The organism is Corynebacterium sp. HMSC072A02 (assembly GCF_001810085.1).
Lineage (GTDB): Bacteria > Actinomycetota > Actinomycetes > Mycobacteriales > Mycobacteriaceae > Corynebacterium > Corynebacterium hesseae.
The window spans coordinates 17644-36726 of record NZ_KV799848.1 but is presented as its reverse complement, the minus strand read 5'-3'; the positions used below and the strand labels follow the sequence as shown (position 1 = coordinate 36726).

The 19083-nt window shown below is 62.2% G+C and carries 13 protein-coding genes; 3 read left to right on the top strand and 10 right to left on the bottom strand.

Features of this window, described 5'->3' with window-relative positions; translation table 11 throughout:
* Window positions 1–2 precede the first annotated feature (2 nt).
* The 3 genes from HMPREF2698_RS06985 to HMPREF2698_RS06975 form a co-directional block, all read right to left on the bottom strand.
* Entirely contained in the window at window positions 3–1127 is a 1125-nt protein-coding gene (locus HMPREF2698_RS06985) for a metallophosphoesterase family protein (protein WP_070562977.1), read from the bottom strand.
* A gap of 62 nt (window positions 1128–1189) precedes the next feature.
* Window positions 1190–2023, bottom strand: a complete 834-nt coding sequence (locus HMPREF2698_RS06980) for an SWIM zinc finger family protein (RefSeq protein WP_070562974.1) — start codon at window positions 2021–2023, stop codon at window positions 1190–1192.
* Window positions 2024–5095, bottom strand: a complete 3072-nt coding sequence (locus HMPREF2698_RS06975) for a DEAD/DEAH box helicase (RefSeq protein WP_070562971.1) — start codon at window positions 5093–5095, stop codon at window positions 2024–2026.
* Window positions 5096–5337: 242 nt separating this feature from the next.
* On the opposite strand from HMPREF2698_RS06975, the gene putP reads away from it, so the two are divergent.
* From putP to HMPREF2698_RS06960, 3 genes are all read left to right on the top strand, one after another.
* The gene (gene putP / locus HMPREF2698_RS06970) at window positions 5338–6900 is read left to right on the top strand and encodes a sodium/proline symporter PutP (protein ID WP_070562968.1); all 1563 of its coding nucleotides are present in this window, start codon (window positions 5338–5340) and stop codon (window positions 6898–6900) included.
* A gap of 326 nt (window positions 6901–7226) precedes the next feature.
* Window positions 7227–7769 carry an HNH endonuclease family protein gene (locus HMPREF2698_RS06965; RefSeq protein WP_070524985.1) on the top strand — a complete coding sequence of 181 codons (543 nt, stop codon included), beginning with the start codon at window positions 7227–7229 and terminating at the stop codon, window positions 7767–7769.
* 47 nt (window positions 7770–7816) lie between these two features.
* Window positions 7817–8260 (top strand): DUF2269 domain-containing protein, encoded by a 444-nt coding sequence (locus tag HMPREF2698_RS06960; protein ID WP_070562964.1) that lies wholly within the window; start codon window positions 7817–7819, stop codon window positions 8258–8260.
* Window positions 8261–8372: 112 nt separating this feature from the next.
* On the opposite strand, the gene HMPREF2698_RS06955 is transcribed toward HMPREF2698_RS06960, so the two are convergent.
* From HMPREF2698_RS06955 to HMPREF2698_RS06925, 7 genes are all read right to left on the bottom strand, one after another.
* Window positions 8373–10388, bottom strand: a complete 2016-nt coding sequence (locus HMPREF2698_RS06955) for a DEAD/DEAH box helicase (protein ID WP_070562961.1) — start codon at window positions 10386–10388, stop codon at window positions 8373–8375.
* A 287-nt stretch (window positions 10389–10675) separates the two neighbouring features.
* Window positions 10676–11854, bottom strand: coding sequence for an imidazolonepropionase (hutI, locus tag HMPREF2698_RS06950; RefSeq protein ID WP_070562957.1), 1179 nt, complete (start codon window positions 11852–11854; stop codon window positions 10676–10678).
* A 21-nt stretch (window positions 11855–11875) separates the two neighbouring features.
* Window positions 11876–13552 (bottom strand): urocanate hydratase, encoded by a 1677-nt coding sequence (locus tag HMPREF2698_RS06945; RefSeq protein ID WP_070562954.1) that lies wholly within the window; start codon window positions 13550–13552, stop codon window positions 11876–11878.
* Between the two features lie 314 nt (window positions 13553–13866).
* Window positions 13867–14766: an endonuclease domain-containing protein gene (locus tag HMPREF2698_RS06940; RefSeq protein WP_070563204.1), complete on the bottom strand. Its 900-nt coding sequence runs from the start codon at window positions 14764–14766 to the stop codon at window positions 13867–13869.
* Window positions 14767–15021: 255 nt separating this feature from the next.
* Window positions 15022–16575: a histidine ammonia-lyase gene (gene hutH, locus HMPREF2698_RS06935; RefSeq protein ID WP_070563201.1), complete on the bottom strand. Its 1554-nt coding sequence runs from the start codon at window positions 16573–16575 to the stop codon at window positions 15022–15024.
* A gap of 190 nt (window positions 16576–16765) precedes the next feature.
* Complete coding sequence (locus HMPREF2698_RS06930) at window positions 16766–17494, bottom strand: IclR family transcriptional regulator (RefSeq protein WP_070562946.1); 729 nt, start codon at window positions 17492–17494, stop codon at window positions 16766–16768.
* A gap of 37 nt (window positions 17495–17531) precedes the next feature.
* The gene (locus HMPREF2698_RS06925; protein ID WP_070562943.1) at window positions 17532–18878 is read right to left on the bottom strand and encodes a YjiH family protein; all 1347 of its coding nucleotides are present in this window, start codon (window positions 18876–18878) and stop codon (window positions 17532–17534) included.
* Between the last annotated feature and the right edge of the window lie 205 nt (window positions 18879–19083).

The window sequence follows — 19083 nt, the reverse complement described above, 5'->3', positions numbered from 1 at the left end:
GATTAAGCTCCCTTCGCGCTGAGGCGGAACAGCAGGTTGGCGGCGTCGCGGGCGGTGGGGTTGTCTAAGTCCTCAAGCAGCTCCGCCAGGGCATCCGCGGCATAACCGCTCAAGCTCAACTCGCTGAGCTCCTCTTCGGAGGGCGCCAGATGCAGATCCATCGTCCTCTCGCGCGGCTTGAGGGAGGCAAAAACCTCCTCCAGTTCAGCCAGCCCCTGCTCAAGACGAGCCTGCGCGCTCAGGCCCACGGTGCCACGCAGGCTGTATTTCACCGCGGTGCGGATCTTCTCCGGCACGGCGTCTAGCTCCGCAAGAAAAACCTCGACCTCCTCCAGTGAGTTAACGTCCGCATCAATCGCCCGGAAGTCCCAGCGACCGACGCGGTGCTTGGCGACGTCCACCCGCTCCCCCTCAACGGTCACCACCAAGGCATTGCCCGAATCGCGCTCCCTATCGTCGAAGGCCGTGGTCTCCGGGCTGCCGGAGAACCACACCTTGCCGGTACGGCCCAGCGATTCCGTGGAGTGCGTATCCCCCAAGGCCAGATAATCAATAACGCCTTTATCCAGGCACTCCTCCACGAAGGAGAGGTCAATCGTATCGGCATCCGAGTCCTCGCCCTCGCCCGCGCGGGACTCCACCTGGCCATGCCCCACCGCGATGCGAACCGTGGCCTCATCGGCAGGCTGCAGCGGCTCCAGCGCGCGGCGAACAAGGTCATAATTAGCCCGCTTGGACAGGTAGGGAGCGCCGACGATTTCCACGCCTGGTCGCACCTCGATGGGCTCTGAATCCGCGATGACGTGCACGTTATCCGCAAAGGAGTTGAAGAAGATGGAATCCGCCACGAGAGGATCGTGGTTGCCGGGCAGCAGGTAAACCGGCACCGGCAGGCGCTTAAACATGTCCTTGGCGCGCAGCAGCGTAGATTTGCTCAAGGAGTTGTGCTCAAACACATCACCGGCCACGACGATGAACTCCGCCCCCGTCTCGGTGGCCAACTCCCCGAGCCGCAGGACCGCTGCTTCGCGGTCATCATCAAAGCGCGACTGCCCGGCGGGACTTAAAAACCAGCGTGTCATTCCCAGCTGGAAATCTGAGGTGTGGATGAACGTAACCGCGGCCATGCAAACTCCCTACAACGTGGTCCAGGGCTGGCGCTTGAGCCTCTCCCCTGGGGTGGCAATGTCTAGTGCGTCAGATGATAGTAAAGGTCCTCGACATCGGAGACGGCCCGAAGCAAATCTATGTTCGTATGGCTGACAGACCTCATGGCCTTGCGCAGCAACTCCGGGTCGGAATCATCGACGGCGGGAGCGGTTTTCGGCTCCGGCAGGGGCGGCAATTCTCGCCCCTCCCAGAACAAGGCATTGCGCTCCTCGGCAGAGATTTCAGAGGCCGCGGAAGCTGAATAAGAGTCCTCCGAGGCCGACTTGGCCTGCTCCATGACCGCTTGCTCCAGCCGCGCAAAATCAAGTCCGCGCAGGGCGAAGATAACGGATGGGTCAGCATCCATGCGCGCGGCCAGGCGGTCCGCCACCGCCACGACGTGCTTGCACACGTACTCCGGGTCGGGGCAGGTGCAGGAGAAACGGAGGTCGTCGGGGTACTCGGCGATGAGGATGTCGAGGGAGGCGTCGGCAAGCATGCCCTCCCTGGCCTTCGCCACGGAGTTGGGGGTGCGTGCGAACATCTCCGACAGCCGCCCGATGTCCTCATTGTTGCGGTAAGGCACCTGGATGAGCACCGCGAAAGGTTCATTCTGAGAGCCCGCAACCTTGCCGTGCACAGCACCATTGCGCACGTCGAGGCCCACGACATGCCCCTCCGTGGCGTATTGGCGTCCGCGGCGAATGCGGCCGGAATCCGTCTGCTGGTTCACGAAATTGAGCAGGCGCGTGGCCGCCGGCTGCATGGTTCGCACGCGGTCGACGCGGTTGACCTCCTCCGGCGTGCTCACGCGCTTGCGGGTGCCGAAGTTGGCGTAGATGACGTTGTTGTCTTCAGGATTCTTCGGTGCCATTTACTTCTCCTGCTCCCTATAGCTCATGAGATCCGCCAGCTGCTCGGGGCTCAGTTCGGTGAGCCAGCCCTCGCCCTCGCCCACGACGGCACCGGCCAGCTGTGTCTTGCCGTCGAGGATGTCTTGGATGGATTCCTCCAAGGTACCGGCGGTAATCATCTTGTACACCTGCACGTTGCGCTGCTGGCCGATGCGGAAGGCACGGTCCGTGGCCTGGTTCTCCACCGCCGGATTCCACCAGCGGTCCATGTGCACGACAATCGACGCCGCCGTGAGGTTCAGCCCGGTACCGCCCGCCTTGAGCGAGAGCAGCATGACGGGCGCCCCGTTATCGGCCTGGAATTCCTCCACCATCTGATCGCGCCGGTTTTTGCTGACCCCGCCATGGAGGAAGGGAATCTCGCAGCCCAGTTGTTCAGAGAGGTAGGGCTGGAGAACGTCGCCGAAGGCCTTGTACTGGGTGAAGATCAGAACGCGCTCCTGAGATTCGATGGCCTGGTCGATGATCCGCATGAGCTCCTCCACCTTGCCGGAGCGGTGCTTGCCCTTGATGGTGACGGGGCTACCATCGGCCAAGAAGTGCGCCGGGTGGTTGCAGATCTGCTTGATGCGCGTCAGTGATGCCAGGATGAGGCCGCGGCGCGAGATGCCCTCCTTCTTCTTCGCCAGGGCCTGCTCCACGTCATTGACCAGGGCCTTGTAGAGTGCTGCCTGTTCATCGGTCATGCGCACGGTGATGATCTGTTCGGACTTTTCCGGCAGGTCATCGATGATATTCGGATCCGTCTTAAGGCGGCGCAGGATGAACGGACCGGTGAGAAGGCGCAGGCGCTCCGCCATAACATCGCTGCCCTCGCGCTCGATGGCCTTGGCAAAGTGGTTGCGGAAGAAGGAGGCCGAACCCAAGATGCCCGGGTTGCAATAGTCCAGGATGGAGCGCATCTCTGAGAGGCGGTTCTCAATCGGCGTGCCGGTCAGCGCTACGCGGTGACGTGACGGGATGGCGCGCACTGCCTTGGAGGAGCGCGTGGAGGCGTTCTTGATCGCTTGAGCCTCATCGAGGACCACGCGGTCCCACTCCACCTTGCTCAATGTGAGGAAGTCACGGCTCACCGTGCCATAGGAGGTAATGACAATATCGGCCTCCTGAGCTGCGCTGACCAATTCCTCGCCCTTCAGGCGCCCGGTGCCGTGTTGCACCATGACCTTAAAGTCGGGTACGAAGCGCGTGGCTTCCCTAGCCCAGTTGCCCACCACGGAGGTCGGGGCAACCACCAGGGTGGGCTTCCACGCCTCCGCTTCCCCCGCTGTTTCATGGGCGGCCTTTTCCACCGCCAGCAAAGACAGCAGCTGCAGGGTCTTGCCCAAACCCATGTCATCTGCGAGCACCGCGCCAATGTTGTTGCGGGACATCCAGTACAGCCAGTCCACACCGCGACGCTGGTACTCGCGCAGCTCGGCATGGACCATATCGGGGATGTCCACGCGGTCGGGTGCCGTACTATCCAGCCCACCGAGCAGCGAAGTATGCCACTCGGATCCGGTGAAGGCCACGGGGTCCTCCGCCATGGACTTCAAGGCCATCTCGCGCAGGTCTGCAAGCGTTACCGCTTCTTCTTGTTCGCCCTCGTTGAATTCTTTGCGGCGGCGCTCCACCTCGGCCACGAGCTCTTCCCAGCCGGGCTGTTCCAGCTGGCGGGCCATCTCTGCGGTAGCTGCGAGTTGCTCCAACTCCTTCAGGGCGCGTTTGCGTGCGGTATCGGCCAACTCGCGCATGTACTGCGAGATCTTGTTCAAGGCCTGGGTATCTGCCATGACCCACTCGCCGCGCAAACGAATCAGCCCGGACTTAGAAGTGATGAGCTCTTGCATTTCGGCGTCGGTAAGCTGCGTGTCACCCACCGAGAGCTTCCAGTCATAGCTGAACAGCTTCTCCATACCAATGTGCGCCTTGGTGGCGGCATCGGCCGGATCACGGACCTCCGTGGTTTCCAGCCTGGCCTTGGTCTCCATGTGGGACCAAGACTTGGGCAGCAGCACGGTGAAACCGGCCTTGCGCAGGGCAGCGGCGTCGTGGGTAACAAAATCGACGAGCTGCTCGGTGGTCAGGTACACATCCCAATCGCCCGCATTCCGGCTCGCCGGGGCGGAGTTGTACTTCAGACGCGGGGCCACGTCGAAGGCATGGCGGCGGGCCTCACGCAGCTTCTCGACGCTCCCCCGATCCAACTGGTCCTGCCGCACCGGCAGCGGCGAATCCGTACCGGAGCGCACCAGCAAGCGAATGGGCCACGCTGCGTCCTCGACGGAGTCAGTACTATTTGGCGGTTCCTCCACGAGGAAGACGAGCTGCAGGTCAACGGAGGTAATGGAATCTTTCCACTCGTTAAGCCCACGCAGCAGCTGGGCGCGCCCCTTCTTGACCGGCGCGGTTTTCAGCAAGGCCTGAGCGAATTCGTGCCAGGGCGCGGCGCGTGGGGCATCGATCTGCGGGCGCAATTGAGTATAGGCAATCCAGTGCGTGAGCTCATCGGCCAAATCATCCGAGAGCGCCCGGTTATTAATAGAAAGAATGCCGGGCGCAGAAGCTAGCATTTCCGCCAGCCAACTGCGCTCGCCCAGACCGGACGCCAGCTGCCACATCGGGTACCACTCACCCGCCTGATAGGACAGGCGGATGGTCACGCGGCCGGCACGGACGAAACGGTACAGGCCGCGATAGGCGCGGATGAGCCACAAGAGGTCCGGCGCAATAGCTGCACGCTGTTCCGCCGAAACCGCCTGGCTGTCTGTATCAAGGTATTCCAGTTTGGCCAGCGTCTCCACTGCCTCATCCGGGGCGAACATGGCCATGGGGACCATGAGGGAGACACCTTTGCCCTTCGGTGTGCGGAGGGAGACGCGCGCTCGGTTGCGGAAGGTCTTCTTGCTCAGGATGGTATCGACCACATCCGGAAAGGTTCCCTCCGGGACTGCTGAGGGCATGACGATCTTGTGCCCTTCGACCTGTTCGATCCATAGACTCAGGCCGGAGACGGGCAGCCAGAGGCCATGCAGCAGGTAAGAAGCCATAGGGGCCAGTTTAGCAGCACACCTTTGTGGGGAAAGGGTTGCAGAAAGTTCCCGATTCCTGCCCAAATACGCAATTGTTACAGTCTCGTTACATAACGGCGTAACACCAGTAAGACCGTACATTAAGCTGTGACCAAGGTAACCAAATACTGGTCAATCAGCCAATTTTCAGTTGGGTAGGGCCTTTTGCCTCGTTAGCGTGGATGAGTCCTATTCTTAATCTCAATCTCAAGGAGAGATCAGTGCAAGACTCCACTTGGTATGTCGTTGCGATGATCATCTACCTGCTTGCCATGGCCGCCATTGGCTTCTGGAGCTACAAGCAGACGGATGAGTACGACGACTACGTTCTCGCCGGCCGCGGCCTTCACCCGTTCGTAGCCGCCCTATCCGCCGGCGCCTCCGATATGTCCGGCTGGCTGCTTATGGGCCTGCCCGGCGCTTTGTTCCTGACCGGCATGTCCGAGCTATGGATGGCCATCGGCCTCCTCATCGGTGCTTGGGCCAACTGGAAGTGGGTCGCGCCGCGTCTGCGTTCCTACTCCGAAATCGCCGGCAATTCAATTACCGTTCCCTCCTTCTTTGAGAACCGCCTGCACGATAAGTCGCGCCTGCTGCGCATTATCGCGGCGGCAATCATTATCTTCTTCTTTACCTTCTACGTCTCCTCCGGCATGGTGGCCGGCGGCCGCTACTTCGAGTCCAGCTTCGGCGGTGACTACATGGTCGGCATGCTCGTCGTGGCTGCCGTGACGGTCTTCTATACCTTCGTCGGCGGCTTCCTCGCGGTGTCCTACACCGATACCGTCCAGGGCCTACTGATGTTCGCCTCTCTCATCATCGTGCCGATCATGGTGCTCTTCTCCTTGGACAACCCCGGCGAAATCTTCAGCTTCGCCGCTGAGAACCCGTACGCCACCGGTGGTGTAATTGAGAACCCCGATTACTTCTCCTTGTTCTCTGGTGTGTCTGCCGCCGTCATCATCGGCAACCTGGCCTGGGGCTTGGGCTACTTTGGCCAGCCCCACATCATCGTGCGCTTCATGGCGCTGCGTAAGCCTTCCGACGCCCGCGCGGGCCGCTTCTACGGTGTCAGCTGGATGGGTATCTCCCTCATCGGTGCTATTTTCGTCGCGCTCTCCGGCACGGTCTTCTTCACTGAGACCAGCCACTCCATCACTGACCAGGAGAACTACGAGACCATCTTCCTGGACATGGCTCAGGTCATGTTCCACCCGCTATTTGCTGGTCTGGTCCTGACCGCCGTTCTGGCGGCCATCATGTCCACGATGTCCTCCCAGATGCTGGTTGTTTCCACCTCCCTGATTGAGGACCTTTACCTCATCTTCGCCAAGAAAAAGCCGAGCCAGAACGTCCTGATCAACCTCTCCCGTACCGCTGTCGTGGCCATCGCCGTCATCGCTGCCGTGTTGGCCATCAACCCGTCGGATTCGATTCTGGGCCTGGTCGGCTTCGCCTGGGCCGGCTTCGGCTCCACCTTCGGCCCGCTGGTGCTGCTGTCGCTGTATTGGAAGCGACTCAACTCCACCGGCGCCATCGCCGGCATGATCACCGGTGCTGTCGTTGCGATTGGCTGGGGCATGAGCCCGCTGGGCGATACCCTCTACGAGCTGGTACCGGGCTTCATCTCCGCTCTGCTCGTGACTGTCGGCGTTTCCCTGGCCACCAAGGCTCCGGATGAGAAGGTCACCCAGGAGTTCGAGGAGGCATCCCGCCTGGCCAAGCTCGTTGAGAAGAACGATGACTTGGACTTCGAGGAGGCAGCGGAGCAAGTTCAGAAGTAAGCCTCTCCCCTTCTCCCCCTCACGCGCGAACCCCGCTCCAGCAGTCCAGTTACTGCTGTGGCGGGGTTTCGCTTGTGATTGGCTCGGATGGCTCTACATGGTCGCTACTTAAAAGGCATTTCTCAAAAGGCATTTCCCAAAAGGTGCCTTTGCTTCGAGAACGCCGTGTCCGAGCCTCTAAAAGGTGTCTTTGCCCCCAAAGAAACCTTCTTACTGATGCCTTCTGGGAAATGCCTTTTGACTGCATCCATGTAGCCCTCCCTGTGCGCTCACAGGCTTCCTGCTCATACGGGAACCGCGAACACCCCCGCGCAGTCTAAAAGTGCATGAACCTGCGCACGGTATATATAGGCTTCCTCTCCGTGGCAACCGTTGTCTACGGCGGCTATCACCTCCTCCCCGGACCTGATCTGGGCGTGGCAACCGTGCCCGCGCGCGTGGAGGTCCCCGGCTATGAACGGGAAGACTTCGGCGGATGGGCACCTGGAACACGGGACAACGTCAAGGCCGCGCAGACTATTGACGGGGCCCTCTACGATCCCTATGCCCGCGCGCCCGCGCCGGACCGCGTGGAAGTTGACCACGTCTTCCCGCTCGCGGCGGCCTGGGACCTTGGGGCATCAGTTTGGCCGCCGGATAAGAAGATGGCCTTTGCTAACGATCCGCTCAACCTCGTCGCCACCGCCCGCAACCTCAACCAGGCCAAGTCCGATTCTCTACCGGCCGATTGGCTTCCGCCCGCCGACCGTTGCGACTACTCGCAGCGGCTTGCCGCAGTGGCCCGCAAATACCAACTACCGCTGCCCTCCCGCGACTACGTGGTCATGCGCCACCAGTGTCGATTCGATTTCATCTCACCGCGCCGTTAGACTCTCGCAGGGAAAAGCCCCGTACAGAAAGGTATAAGCACCCTCCCATGACTAGCTTGCTCATCTTCCTCCACGCCTTCACCGCAATTTTGTTGGTCGGTACCGTGTGTATCTCCACCTCCGCCTTCCCCGGCCAGCTGGCAAAGGCGGCCTCCGGTGATGCTTCTGCAGCTGGTGCCGCCGGTGTCCTCAGCAAGATCACCTCGACGTATGGCTATATCTCCGCTATTGTTCCGGTCATTGGTCTAGCTGTCTTCCTTACTGACCTCAATACCTACAAGTCCCAGGTCCAGTTCCACATCGCTCTTCTTCTGGCCGTCATCGCCTGGGTTATTCTGCTCGTCGTGGTCATCCCGAAGCAGAACCAGGCCATGTCCGCGATTGCTGCCCCGGGCAGCGCTGATGTGGCCAAGCTAAAGAAGCAGCTGGCTATGTTCTCCGGCATCTTCAACCTGCTGTGGGTTGTGTGCGCCATCCTGATGTACGTCTAATCCTTCGGGTCTAGGCCCCAATAGCGAAAACCTCCCAAGCTCGCACGATGCGTGAACGAGTTTGGGAGGTTTTCTTGTGTTGCTCTAACGCCGCTGCGGCGCCGAGCGGAGGCTAGTCGCGCCAGCCGCCGCGGCGTCCACCACGATCACGGCCGCGTCCACCGCGGTCACGGTCACGGTATCCGCCACGATCACCGCGTCCACCACGTCCTCGCCCGCCGTAACCGCCGCGGCCGCGGTCATCGTCGAAGTTCCGGCGCGGCGGGCGTCCGGTATCCTTCTGAATCTTGATGAGCTGGCCGGAAATGCGGGTGTCCTTGAGACGGTCCAGCACCGCCGGGTCCAGGTTCTTCGGCAGGTCCACCAGGGTGTGGCCCACGGCGATGGTGATGCGGCCGAAGTCCTTGGAGGTCAGGCCACCTTCGTTGGCCAACGCACCCACAATGGCGCCGGGGCGCACGCCTTGGCGCTTGCCGACGTCCAGCCGGTACGTCTCAAAGTCCCCGTCCGGTCGGCGCGGGCCGCGGTCACGGTCGCGGCCACCACGGTCACGCCCGCGGCCATCACGATCGCGGTCACGCCCACGGCCGTCGCGCTCAAAGCGATCGCGCTCGCGGCGGTCCTTCTTGGACACCGGGCGCTCCTTGAGCAGGAAGTCCGTTCCGCCCTGCAGCTGCACAGCCAGGGAGGCCGCGATGTCATCCATCGCCACGTTCTCTGCCGCGGAGTATTCGCGCACCATGTCGCGGAAGAAGTCGAACTGCTTGTCCTGCTGGAAGGCACCGATGGCCGCGAAGAACTTCTCCTTGCGCTTGGCATTGACCTCATCCGCGGTCGGGAGATCCATCTCCTCCAAGCGGGCGTTGGTCACGCGCTCGATGGAGCGCAGCATGCGGCGCTCACGCGGGGTGACGAACAGGATGGCCTCGCCAGTGCGGCCAGCACGGCCGGTACGGCCAATGCGGTGCACGTAGGACTCGGTGTCATTCGGGATGTCGTAGTTGACCACGTGAGTAATGCGGTCGACGTCGAGGCCGCGGGCAGCAACGTCGGTAGCCACCAGGATGTCCAGGCGGCCATCCTTGAGCTGATCGACGGTACGCTCACGCTGCTGCTGCGCGATATCGCCGTTAATGGCAGCGGCGTTGTAGCCGGCCTCTTTGAGGCTGTCGGCCACGTCTTCGGTCGCATGCTTCGTGCGGCAGAAGACGATGATGGCGTCGTAGTCAATGACCTCGAGGATGCGAGTGAAGGCATCCATCTTGTGGCGGTGCGGCGTTAGGAGGAAGCGCTGCGTGATGTTGTCGTTGGTGCGGCGCTCCGACTTCACCGTGATTTCGGCAGGGTTGTTGAGGTACTGCTTGGACAGGCGGCGGATGGAGTTCGGCATCGTGGCCGAGAAGAGTGCGACCTGCTTGTCCTCAGGGGTGTCCTCAAGAATGCGCTCAACGTCTTCCTGGAAGCCCATGTTGAGCATCTCGTCCGCCTCATCGAGGACGAGGAAGCGCAACTGGGAGATATCCAGGGAGCCCTTCTCCAGGTGGTCGATGACACGGCCCGGGGTACCCACAATGATCTGGGCACCACGGCGCAGACCAGAGAGCTGGATGCCATAAGCCTGGCCACCGTAGATAGGCAGAACTTCGATGCGACCCAAGTGGTCGGCGAAGGACTGGAAGGAGTCCGCAACCTGGAGAGCCAGCTCGCGCGTAGGCGCAAGGACTAGGGCCTGCGGATAGCGAGCCTCGGTATCGATCTGGGAGAGCACCGGCAGTGCAAAGGCTGCGGTCTTACCCGTACCCGTTTGGGCGAGGCCGACGACGTCGCGGCCCTCCATGAGGATCGGGATGGTTTCTTCCTGAATCGGGGATGGCTTGGTAAAGCCCACCTTGGACACGGCTTCCTGAACGTCATCGGGAAGGCCGAGGTGTGCAAAACCCTGGGAGTTGTCGTTGGCTGAAGTTTCTTCAGCGCCGGTGTCCTCAGGGTTATTCGCAGCCCCGGTGTCCTGGTTCGACACCTGCGAAGCGTCCACTGCTTCGCCACCTTGCGAGTTTTCCTGAGATTCCGACTTATTGAATTCTTCCGGCTCGTTGACGCCGCCGGTGGCGTTATCGGTAATGCTCATTGCTCACACCAGAGTACGGCACTGAGGTGAGATTAGCTATTTCTCCCCACGACCTGTCTCTTCCCGACACGGCACCCCGGCACCTCGAACTTCAGCCAAGGCCCTTTAACTCAGCCCCATTTGACCCAGCCCTTTGAATCACACTTAGTCCCCGTCCGCGAAGGCCCAAAAAGACCGAAGATACCAAACCCAAAGGCACCATTTGCGGCTTCCGAAATCTAAAACCCCACGTCAATACATGTCGGTTTCTTTATACGGTGCCCCTCAAATGGTGCCTTTGCCCCGGCCTAGACTTCGCGGCCACCCACGAAGGTCTTCCAGGTCATCGGCATGCCCGGGCGGTAGGCCAAGTGGATAGCGCTCGGGGCATCGAGGACATGGAGGTCCGCGGCAGCACCGACCACCAGCGAGCCCTTGGCCGGACGGCCCTGCGCATCCTTGCCCTCGCCAACATTCTGGCGGCGCAGCGCGGTGGCACCGCCCAGCGTGCCGGCGGCGATGGCCTCATCGAGGGTGAGGTGCTGCTGAAGCACGGCCGTGGTCACACAAAAGTTCATCGAGGAAGTGTACGAGGTGCCCGGGTTGAGGTTGGAGGCGATGGCGACGGTCCCGCCGGCGTCGATAAGCTTGCGTCCCGGTGCCAGCGGCTCACGCGTGGACAGGTCGCAGGCAGGCAGCAAGGTGGCCACCGTATCCGAAGACGCCAGTGCCTCAACATCGGCATCGCTGAGGTAGTTGACGTGGTCCACGGAGGCAGCACCCAGCTCCACCGCGAGTGCTACGCCTGGCCCCTCGCCCAGCTGGTTGCCGTGCACGCGCACGCCCAATCCGCGGGCCTTACCGGCCTCGAGCACGCGGCGCGACTGATCCTCGTCGAATGCACCGCGCTCGCAGAAGACGTCAATCCACTGCACGTGCTCGGCCACCCCATCGAGCATGGGGCCGACCACCTCGTCGAGGTAGGTCTCGGCCTCTGCTCCCGGCGGCACGAGGTGCGCGCCAAGGAAGGTCACGTCATCGACGTGGCGGGCCGCCACGCGAGCGGCCTCAACCTCGGAGGCGGTGTTGAGGCCGTAGCCTGTCTTCGTCTCCAGCGTCGTCGTTCCCCCGCGGCGGGCGGCGGCGATGCGCTCCACCAGAAGCTTTTCCAGGCGCTCCTCCCCCGCCGAACGGGTCGCGTCCATGGTCACGGCGATGCCACCGGCCTGGTAGGACTCGCCCGCCATGCGAGCTTCGAACTCGGCGGAGCGGTCGCCGTCGAAGATCATGTGGGTATGGGAATCCACCCAGCCCGGCAGAACTGCGCGCCCGCCAAGGTCGACCTTCTCGTCCGCGGCTGGCGCCTCGGAGGCCGGTCCGATCCAGGCGATGGTGCCGTCGGTGTTGGCGATGAGGGAGGCGTCGGCAAGCGTGCCTGCCTCCGACACCGTGCGCAGCTCTGAGATTCCAGTAAACAGGGTGGACATGATCTTCTTTTCCTCTCGTGTCTAGTCGCGGGCCTTGAATTCCATCGGGATACGCACGCCGCGCTCGTCGGCGACTTCCTTGGCGCGAGTGTAACCGGAATCCACGTGGCGGATAACGCCCATGCCCGGGTCGTTGGTGAGCACCGCGCGCAGCTTGGCGGCGGCCAGCTCGGTGCCATCGGCGACGGTGACCTGGCCCGCGTGGATGGAGCGGCCCATGCCCACGCCACCGCCGTGGTGGATGGATACCCAGGTGGCACCGGAAGACACAGCGGTCATGGCGTTGAGCAGCGGCCAGTCAGCCACGGCATCGGTGCCATCGAGCATGGCCTCGGTCTCGCGGTACGGGGAGGCCACGGAGCCGGAGTCCAGGTGATCGCGGCCGATGACGATCGGGGCCTTGATCTTGCCTTCCTTGACCAAGTCATTGAAGAGCAAGCCAGCCTTGTGGCGCTCGTTGTAGCCCAGCCAGCAAATACGTGCCGGCAGGCCCTCGAACTCCACGTACTCCTCTGCGGCATCGAGCCAGTTGTGCAGGTGCTCGTTGTCCGGGAAGAGCTCCTTGAGTGCCTGGTCGGTGACCTTGATATCCTCCGGGTCGCCGGAAAGCGCTGCCCAGCGGAACGGGCCAAGGCCCTCGCAGAAGAGCGGGCGGATGTAGGCCGGGACGAAGCCCGGGAACTCGAAGGCGCGCTGATAGCCGGCCTTGCGGGCCTCGTCGCGGATGGAGTTGCCGTAGTCGAAGACCTCGGCGCCCTCGTCCTGGAATTCCACCATGGCCTGGACCTGGGCGGCCATGGCCTCGCGGGCCTTCTTCGTGAAGGTGGTCGGATCCGCCTTGGCCTCGTTGTGCCAATCCTCGACGGTGATTTCGGTGGGCAGGTAGCTCAGCGGGTCGTGCGCGGAGGTCTGGTCGGTAACAATATCCACGGTGAACTCGCCGGCGCGCTGGCGGCGCAGCACCTCCGGGAAGACCTCGGCGGCGTTGCCCACCAGACCGACGGACAGCGGCTTCTTGTTCTCCTTGGCGTCGAGCACCAGCTTCAGCGCCTCGTCCAGGTCGGTGACGACCTCATCGAGGTAGCGCTTGGACTGGCGGCGCTTCAGGCGGGTTTCGTCAACATCAACGATGAGGCAGGCGCCGCCGTTCAAAGTAACGGACAGCGGCTGCGCGCCGCCCATGCCGCCGCAGCCACCGGTCAGGGTGAAGGTGCCGGCGAGCGTGCCGTTGAAGCGCTTCTTGGCCACGGCCGCGAAGGTCTCAAAAGTACCCTGCAGGATGCCCTGGGTGGCGATGTAAATCCAGGAGCCGGCCGTCATCTGGCCGTACATCATCAGGCCCTCGTCCTCGAGCTTGCGGAAGTGCTCCCAATTGGCCCAGTCACCGACCAGGTTGGAGTTGGCGATGAGCACGCGCGGTGCCCACTCGTTGGTCTTCCAGATACCCACCGGCTTGCCGGACTGCACCAGCAGGGTCTCATCGGTTTCGAGGTCCTTGAGGGACTCCACGATGGCATCGAAGGCTTCCCAGCTGCGGGCGGCACGGCCGGTGCCACCGTAGACCACGAGGTCCTCGGGACGCTCGGCAACCTCGGGGTCGAGGTTGTTCATGAGCATGCGCAGCGGGGCTTCGGTCTGCCAAGACTTGGCGTTCAGTTCGGTTCCGCGCGGGGCGCGTACTTCGCGGGGTTCAGACATGACTTCCTTTCGCTCGTGCTTTTCGACGCCCTCCCAAACCCCCAAGGCCGGTTTCCCGGGGCTGTCCCTTTTAAGGCTTGGTCAGCGTCACACAGGACAAGTTACTGTGACGCAGCACCATGAGCCAGGACACTTTTGACCTAGTTGTCTCAGATACAAGACTGTCGCACGACCCGTACTGCAGCGGCGCGCTGTCCGCCTCCATCAAACCCAAAAGTGCAGACCTGGAAGTGTATTCATGCAGGTGGGCGTCGTGAAGCGCCAAGGCAGTGCTTGACGACGACCAGCAGGTCTGCACTTCTAGGTCTGCACATCTACAAACGAGGGCCGCGCGCCAAGTGCTTCCCCACCGTCTCCTGGAAATAGTCAGGCCGCGAACTCAACTGTTCTGGGCTAAACCTCAAAACGATGTAGCCCTTATTGAGGATGGCTTGCTGGCGCCGGTGTTCCGCGCGAATCACCTCTTCAACCTCGTGCCTGTACTTGACGTTCCCGTCAATCTCAATCACGAGCCACCCATTAATGACCAGATCCGCTCGATAGTTCTCAATCACATACTGCGCCTTGACCCAGCGCAGCTCCGGGTAGTCCGCCGCAAGAATCAAGGCACGGGCATAGGATTCCCACGGTGACTCCGAGCAGTTGATGCTTTCAGCAACCGCCCGCCGCGCGGCGGCAACACCCTTAACTCTCCCCATAGCGCCGAGCGTCTCACTGATCCAGAACTGGCCAACATTGCGCGCCCGCACGTCATCGACGGCAACGAGTCCCTCCTCAAATCCATAGAACCGCGCAATATCAATGGCCGTGCGCTCCAGGGTTGACACGCGAATCCCGTGAACCACCGTCTCTTTACCGCGCAAGTCCATGCGGCGATAACGGACAGTGGCTTTAGATCGTGGAGGTACCGAGTTCGAAGGCAACGTTGCCTCCCATTCGGTCGGCGGCACAACCAGCGGAATTCCGTGAATAAGGGCGGCGGATTTTCCCACTAATGTTGCCTTGGGCAAGGTCAACCCGAGCACATATGCCTTCGTGGTCTCCTTCTGCCACGGCTTGAGTTCGTGCCAATGCATCATCGGCAGTACGAAGCACCACGCCAGTTTGGCTACCTTGCCGGCGTGCACCTTCTTCCACCGGGGATCATCATTGGGTAGCTTGCGAAGGTCGATAAGATGCTGGTCTAAGAAGTTAAAGAGTTGTTCATTGTTCATGCACTACTCATAACCCAGCTTTGTGTGCCTCGCCACAGATAGGCTTCCGTACTTCGCCTCCGCCGCACTACCTGCAATCCGGTACCCAGCCAAAAGTGCAGACCTGGAAGTGCATTCATGCAGGTGGGCGTCGTGAAGCGCCAAGGCAGTGCTTTGCGACGACCAGCAGGTCTGTACTTCCAGGTCTGCACTTTTGAAATCAAGGGCGCACGAGAAAGCCCCATGGACCGTGTGGACCATGGGGCTGGGGTGGAGTTAGCGCAGCGTGCCGACGGCCCCCTCTACCGCATCCACCAGCGCACCTTCCTTGACCAGGCGCACGGTCTCCTCAATCTCCGGGGAGAGGTAGCGGTCGGTGCCCGGACCCTGGACAGTCTGGCGCAGAGCGTCGATAACCGCGCCGGTACCCTTGGCCGGCTGGCCCTCGCGCATATCGATGGCGCGGGCGGCGGTAAGGATTTCGATGGCGAGGACGCGCTGCAGGCCATCGACTGCCTTGCGCAGCTTGCGCGCACCCGACCAGCCCATGGAGACGTGGTCTTCCTGCATCGCCGAAGACGGGATGGAATCCGCCGAAGACGGGTTGGCCAGGCGCTTGAGCTCAGAGACGATACCCGCCTGCGCATACTGAGCAATCATGTGGCCGGAGTCCACGCCTGGGTCATCGGCCAGGAAGGCGTTGAGTCCGCGGTTGCGAGCGACGTCGAGGAAGCGGTCGGTCCGGCGCTCAGAAATGGAAGCCAGGTCAGCCACAACGATGGCCAAAAAGTCCAGCGCGTAGGCCACCGGCGCGCCATGGAAGTTACCGTTGGAAACCACGCGCCCATCCTTGGCCACCACCGGGTTGTCGACGGCCGCAGCGAGCTCACGCTCCGCAACCAAGGCGGTATGCGCCAGGGTATCGCGGAAACCACCGGCCACCTGCGGGGCGCAGCGCACCGAATAGGCGTCCTGGACCTGCTTCTTCTTGAAGTCCTCGAGGGCCGCCGCGAGAATCTCCGAGCCTTCCGCCACCGAGAGGATATTCGCCGCAGCATCCGCCTGGCCCGGGTGCGGGCGCAGCTGCTGCAGGTCATCGGCGAAGACCACCAGAGTGCCCAGCAGACCTTCCACCGTCATTGCGGTGGCAATATCCGCGGTCTTGGCCAGTTCGCGCAGATCTGTAATAGCCAGGCACAGCTGCCCCAGCATGCCGTCGGTGCCGTTGATTAGCGCCAAGCCTTCCTTCTCACGCAGCTTGAGCGGCTCAATGCCGGCAGCCTCCAGGGCCTCAGCGGCTGGGGTGATGTCGCCGCCATCGACGCGCACCTCGCCCTCGCCCAACAGCGCCAGCGCACAGTGCGCGAGCGGCGCCAAATCACCGGAACAGCCCAAAGAACCGTATTCGCGGACCACCGGGTGGATATTCGCGTTGAGCACCGCGGCATAGGTCTGCGCCACCACCGGACGCACGCCGGTGCGGCCAGTACACAGGGTGGACAGGCGCAGCAACATGAGCGCTCGGATAACCTCTTGCTCTACCTCCGGGCCCGTGCCCGCAGCATGGGAGCGCACGAGCGAGAGCTGCAGCTGCGCGCGCATCTCCTCCGGAATATGACGGCGGGCCAGCGCGCCGAAACCAGTAGAAATGCCGTAGACCGGAGTCGGGTCCTGGGCCAACTCCTCGACGCGCTCGCGAGTGGAGGCGATTTCCGCCAGGGCATCCTCAGAAATCTCTACCTGTGCGCCATAGCGCGCTACGGCTACAACCTCTTCGATGCTCAGCGCACCGATACCCACGGTCACGGTGGAGGGATCAGAATTGGACATGTAAGGCTCCTTCGACGTCACTGCATTACCCGCACCTCGCCCCTTTCAATAAGGGGTAGAATAGGCACGCGAAAATACGTACTTGCTTTCACAAGTTTAGAAAAATAGTGATACGCGCGACAGCCTTACGCGCTGCGCTCATAGTACAACAGGTTCCCCGGCGCGCAAGCACCTCGCACACCCACGCACACTAACGGCGCCCGTACATCCTCGCCGCAACCTGCTGCGCAGCCGCGTGTAGTTTCTGCGCCACTCCGGCGGCATCAACGGTGCCCACGGGAAAGGTCACAGCCAGCGCCGCCGCGGGCCTGCCCACGTGGTCCACCACCGCCACGCCTACCGACGCCTGCCCCCGCGCCACCACCTCAATTTCTTCGGCCCAACCACGCTCGCGTACCTGGCGCAGTATCTCTTTGTACTCCCCAAAACCTAAGGAACCAGGGAAATAGGCCGCCCGCCATTCCGCTTCTGGTAGCAGCGCCAGCATGGCGCGCCCGGAGGCCGTCTTTTGTGCCTGCAGGCGCACTCCCCTCTCCGTGACCAGTGACAGCGCCCCCGGCGCGCGCACCTCGTTGAGGTAGAGGATCTCCGACCCCGCCAAACGTGACAGGTGCCCCGAGCCGCCCACAGTGCTAGCGATGCGTTCAAGGTGCCCCTGCGTTGCCTTCACGAGGGGCTGCTGCGTGGCATAAGCCGCGGCCATGGAGTAGGCAGCGAGCCCCAACCCATAGGTTTGGTTCTCCGGCAGGTGCACCACGAATCCTGCGTCCACCATCTCCTTGAGCAGGTGGTAGGTGGACGAGCGCGGTAGGTTCAGCTCGCTGCGAATGCGCGCGGCGGAAATCGGCACGTCGATAGTGGACAGCAGCCTGAGGATTTCCAGCGCGTTGCGCGCCGCCGGGACTCGGGAGGTACTCATGGGCCCACATTCTAGTGAGCCCTCGTTTAAGTCCTCCTTAGGTCACCAAGAAGGCAATCGGCGTCGTAATGATGATGGTGAGCACCACGCGCTCGAACCAGATGACCACGAGCTGCCACAGCTTGATAGGAATCTTGGTGGCCAGGATGCAGGGCACCAGCGCGGAGAAGAAAATGATGGCGGAAATCGCGACCACGCCGATCACGAACTTGAGCACCATGCTCGAGGACCCGGCCGCCACGGTGGCAGGCAGGAACATTTCCGCGATTCCCATGGCGGCTGCCTTGCCCGCGAGTGCCGGTTCCGGCAGCTGGACAATCCACGCGAATGGGTAGAACAGGTATCCCAACCAATCGAAGAGCGGGGTGAAGTTAGCCAGCAAAAGGCCGATCAGGCCCACGGACATGATGGAGGGCACGATCGCCGCCGCCATGCGCACGCCATCGCGCAGGTTCTCCCAGATGGCAGCGCCCAAGGACGGCGCGCGGTCCAGCGCCAGCAGCGCCTCGCGCCAGGCGGCCTTGATGAAGTTACCCTTGACCGGCTTTTCTGGGTCCGGTTGCACGCCGTCCACGTACTCATCAGGGATCCTGCTCAGCGGCGGAATCCACACGGTAATCGCCGTAACCACAAAGGTCACCAGGAGGGATACCGCGAAGTAGGTCCCCCACATGCCCATCAGGTCGAGCTGCTTGGCGACGATCACCATGAAGGCCGCCGAGACCGTCGAGAAGCCCGTCGCGATGATGGATGCCTCACGCGCGGTGTAGCCGCCGCGCTGATACACGCGGTCGGTGATGAGAATTCCCAGCGAGTAGGAGCCCACGAAGGAGGCCACCGCGTCGATGGCGGAGCGCCCCGGCGTGCGCCACAGCGGGCGCATGATGGGCTGCATGAACACGCCCACGAATTCAAGGAGGCCATAGCCAATCAGCAGGCCCAGGAAGGCGCCGCCAATCGGCACGATGAGGCCCACCGGGGTGGCAATGGAATTCCACAGGAAGGGCACGATGCCCTCATTGCCCAGCACTCCCGGCAGGGTTCCGATGACCATGAGGAAGGAAACCACCAGGCCCACCACGTTGAGAACTGTAAAGACCGCTTGCAGCGGCCCCTCCCGCCAGTTCTTGTTCACGATGCTGCGCACCGTGCCATAGAGCGCCAGCGCCAGGATGAACCAGGGCACGAAGGCATCGGCATAGGTGCGGATGATGGTGACCATGTGGTCAAGCGGGATGGACTTCTTTCCGTCATAGCTGATGGGAAAGAAGAATACGAAAGCGCCAATAGCGCTGTAGACAAAGAGGCGCCAGATGCCCTTCTTGGAGGGGACATCGTCGTCGCTCTCGTAGAAGGCGTCAACGATTGCGTCTTCAGAGTTCATGTTCTACCTCACGGTGGTGGAAACTACACGTCATTAGCACGGCCACAAACGCGTTCTCTTAAATGATCGCGCCGATCAAGCACACACCAAGAAAAGGCGGTTGCTTGAAGCCGTGCCCACGCGACAGCCACACGCAGGTCTTCCACATACTAGCGGCACCACACACACTTGTCACACACGTCACCCCCACAAGCGGAATGAGTCC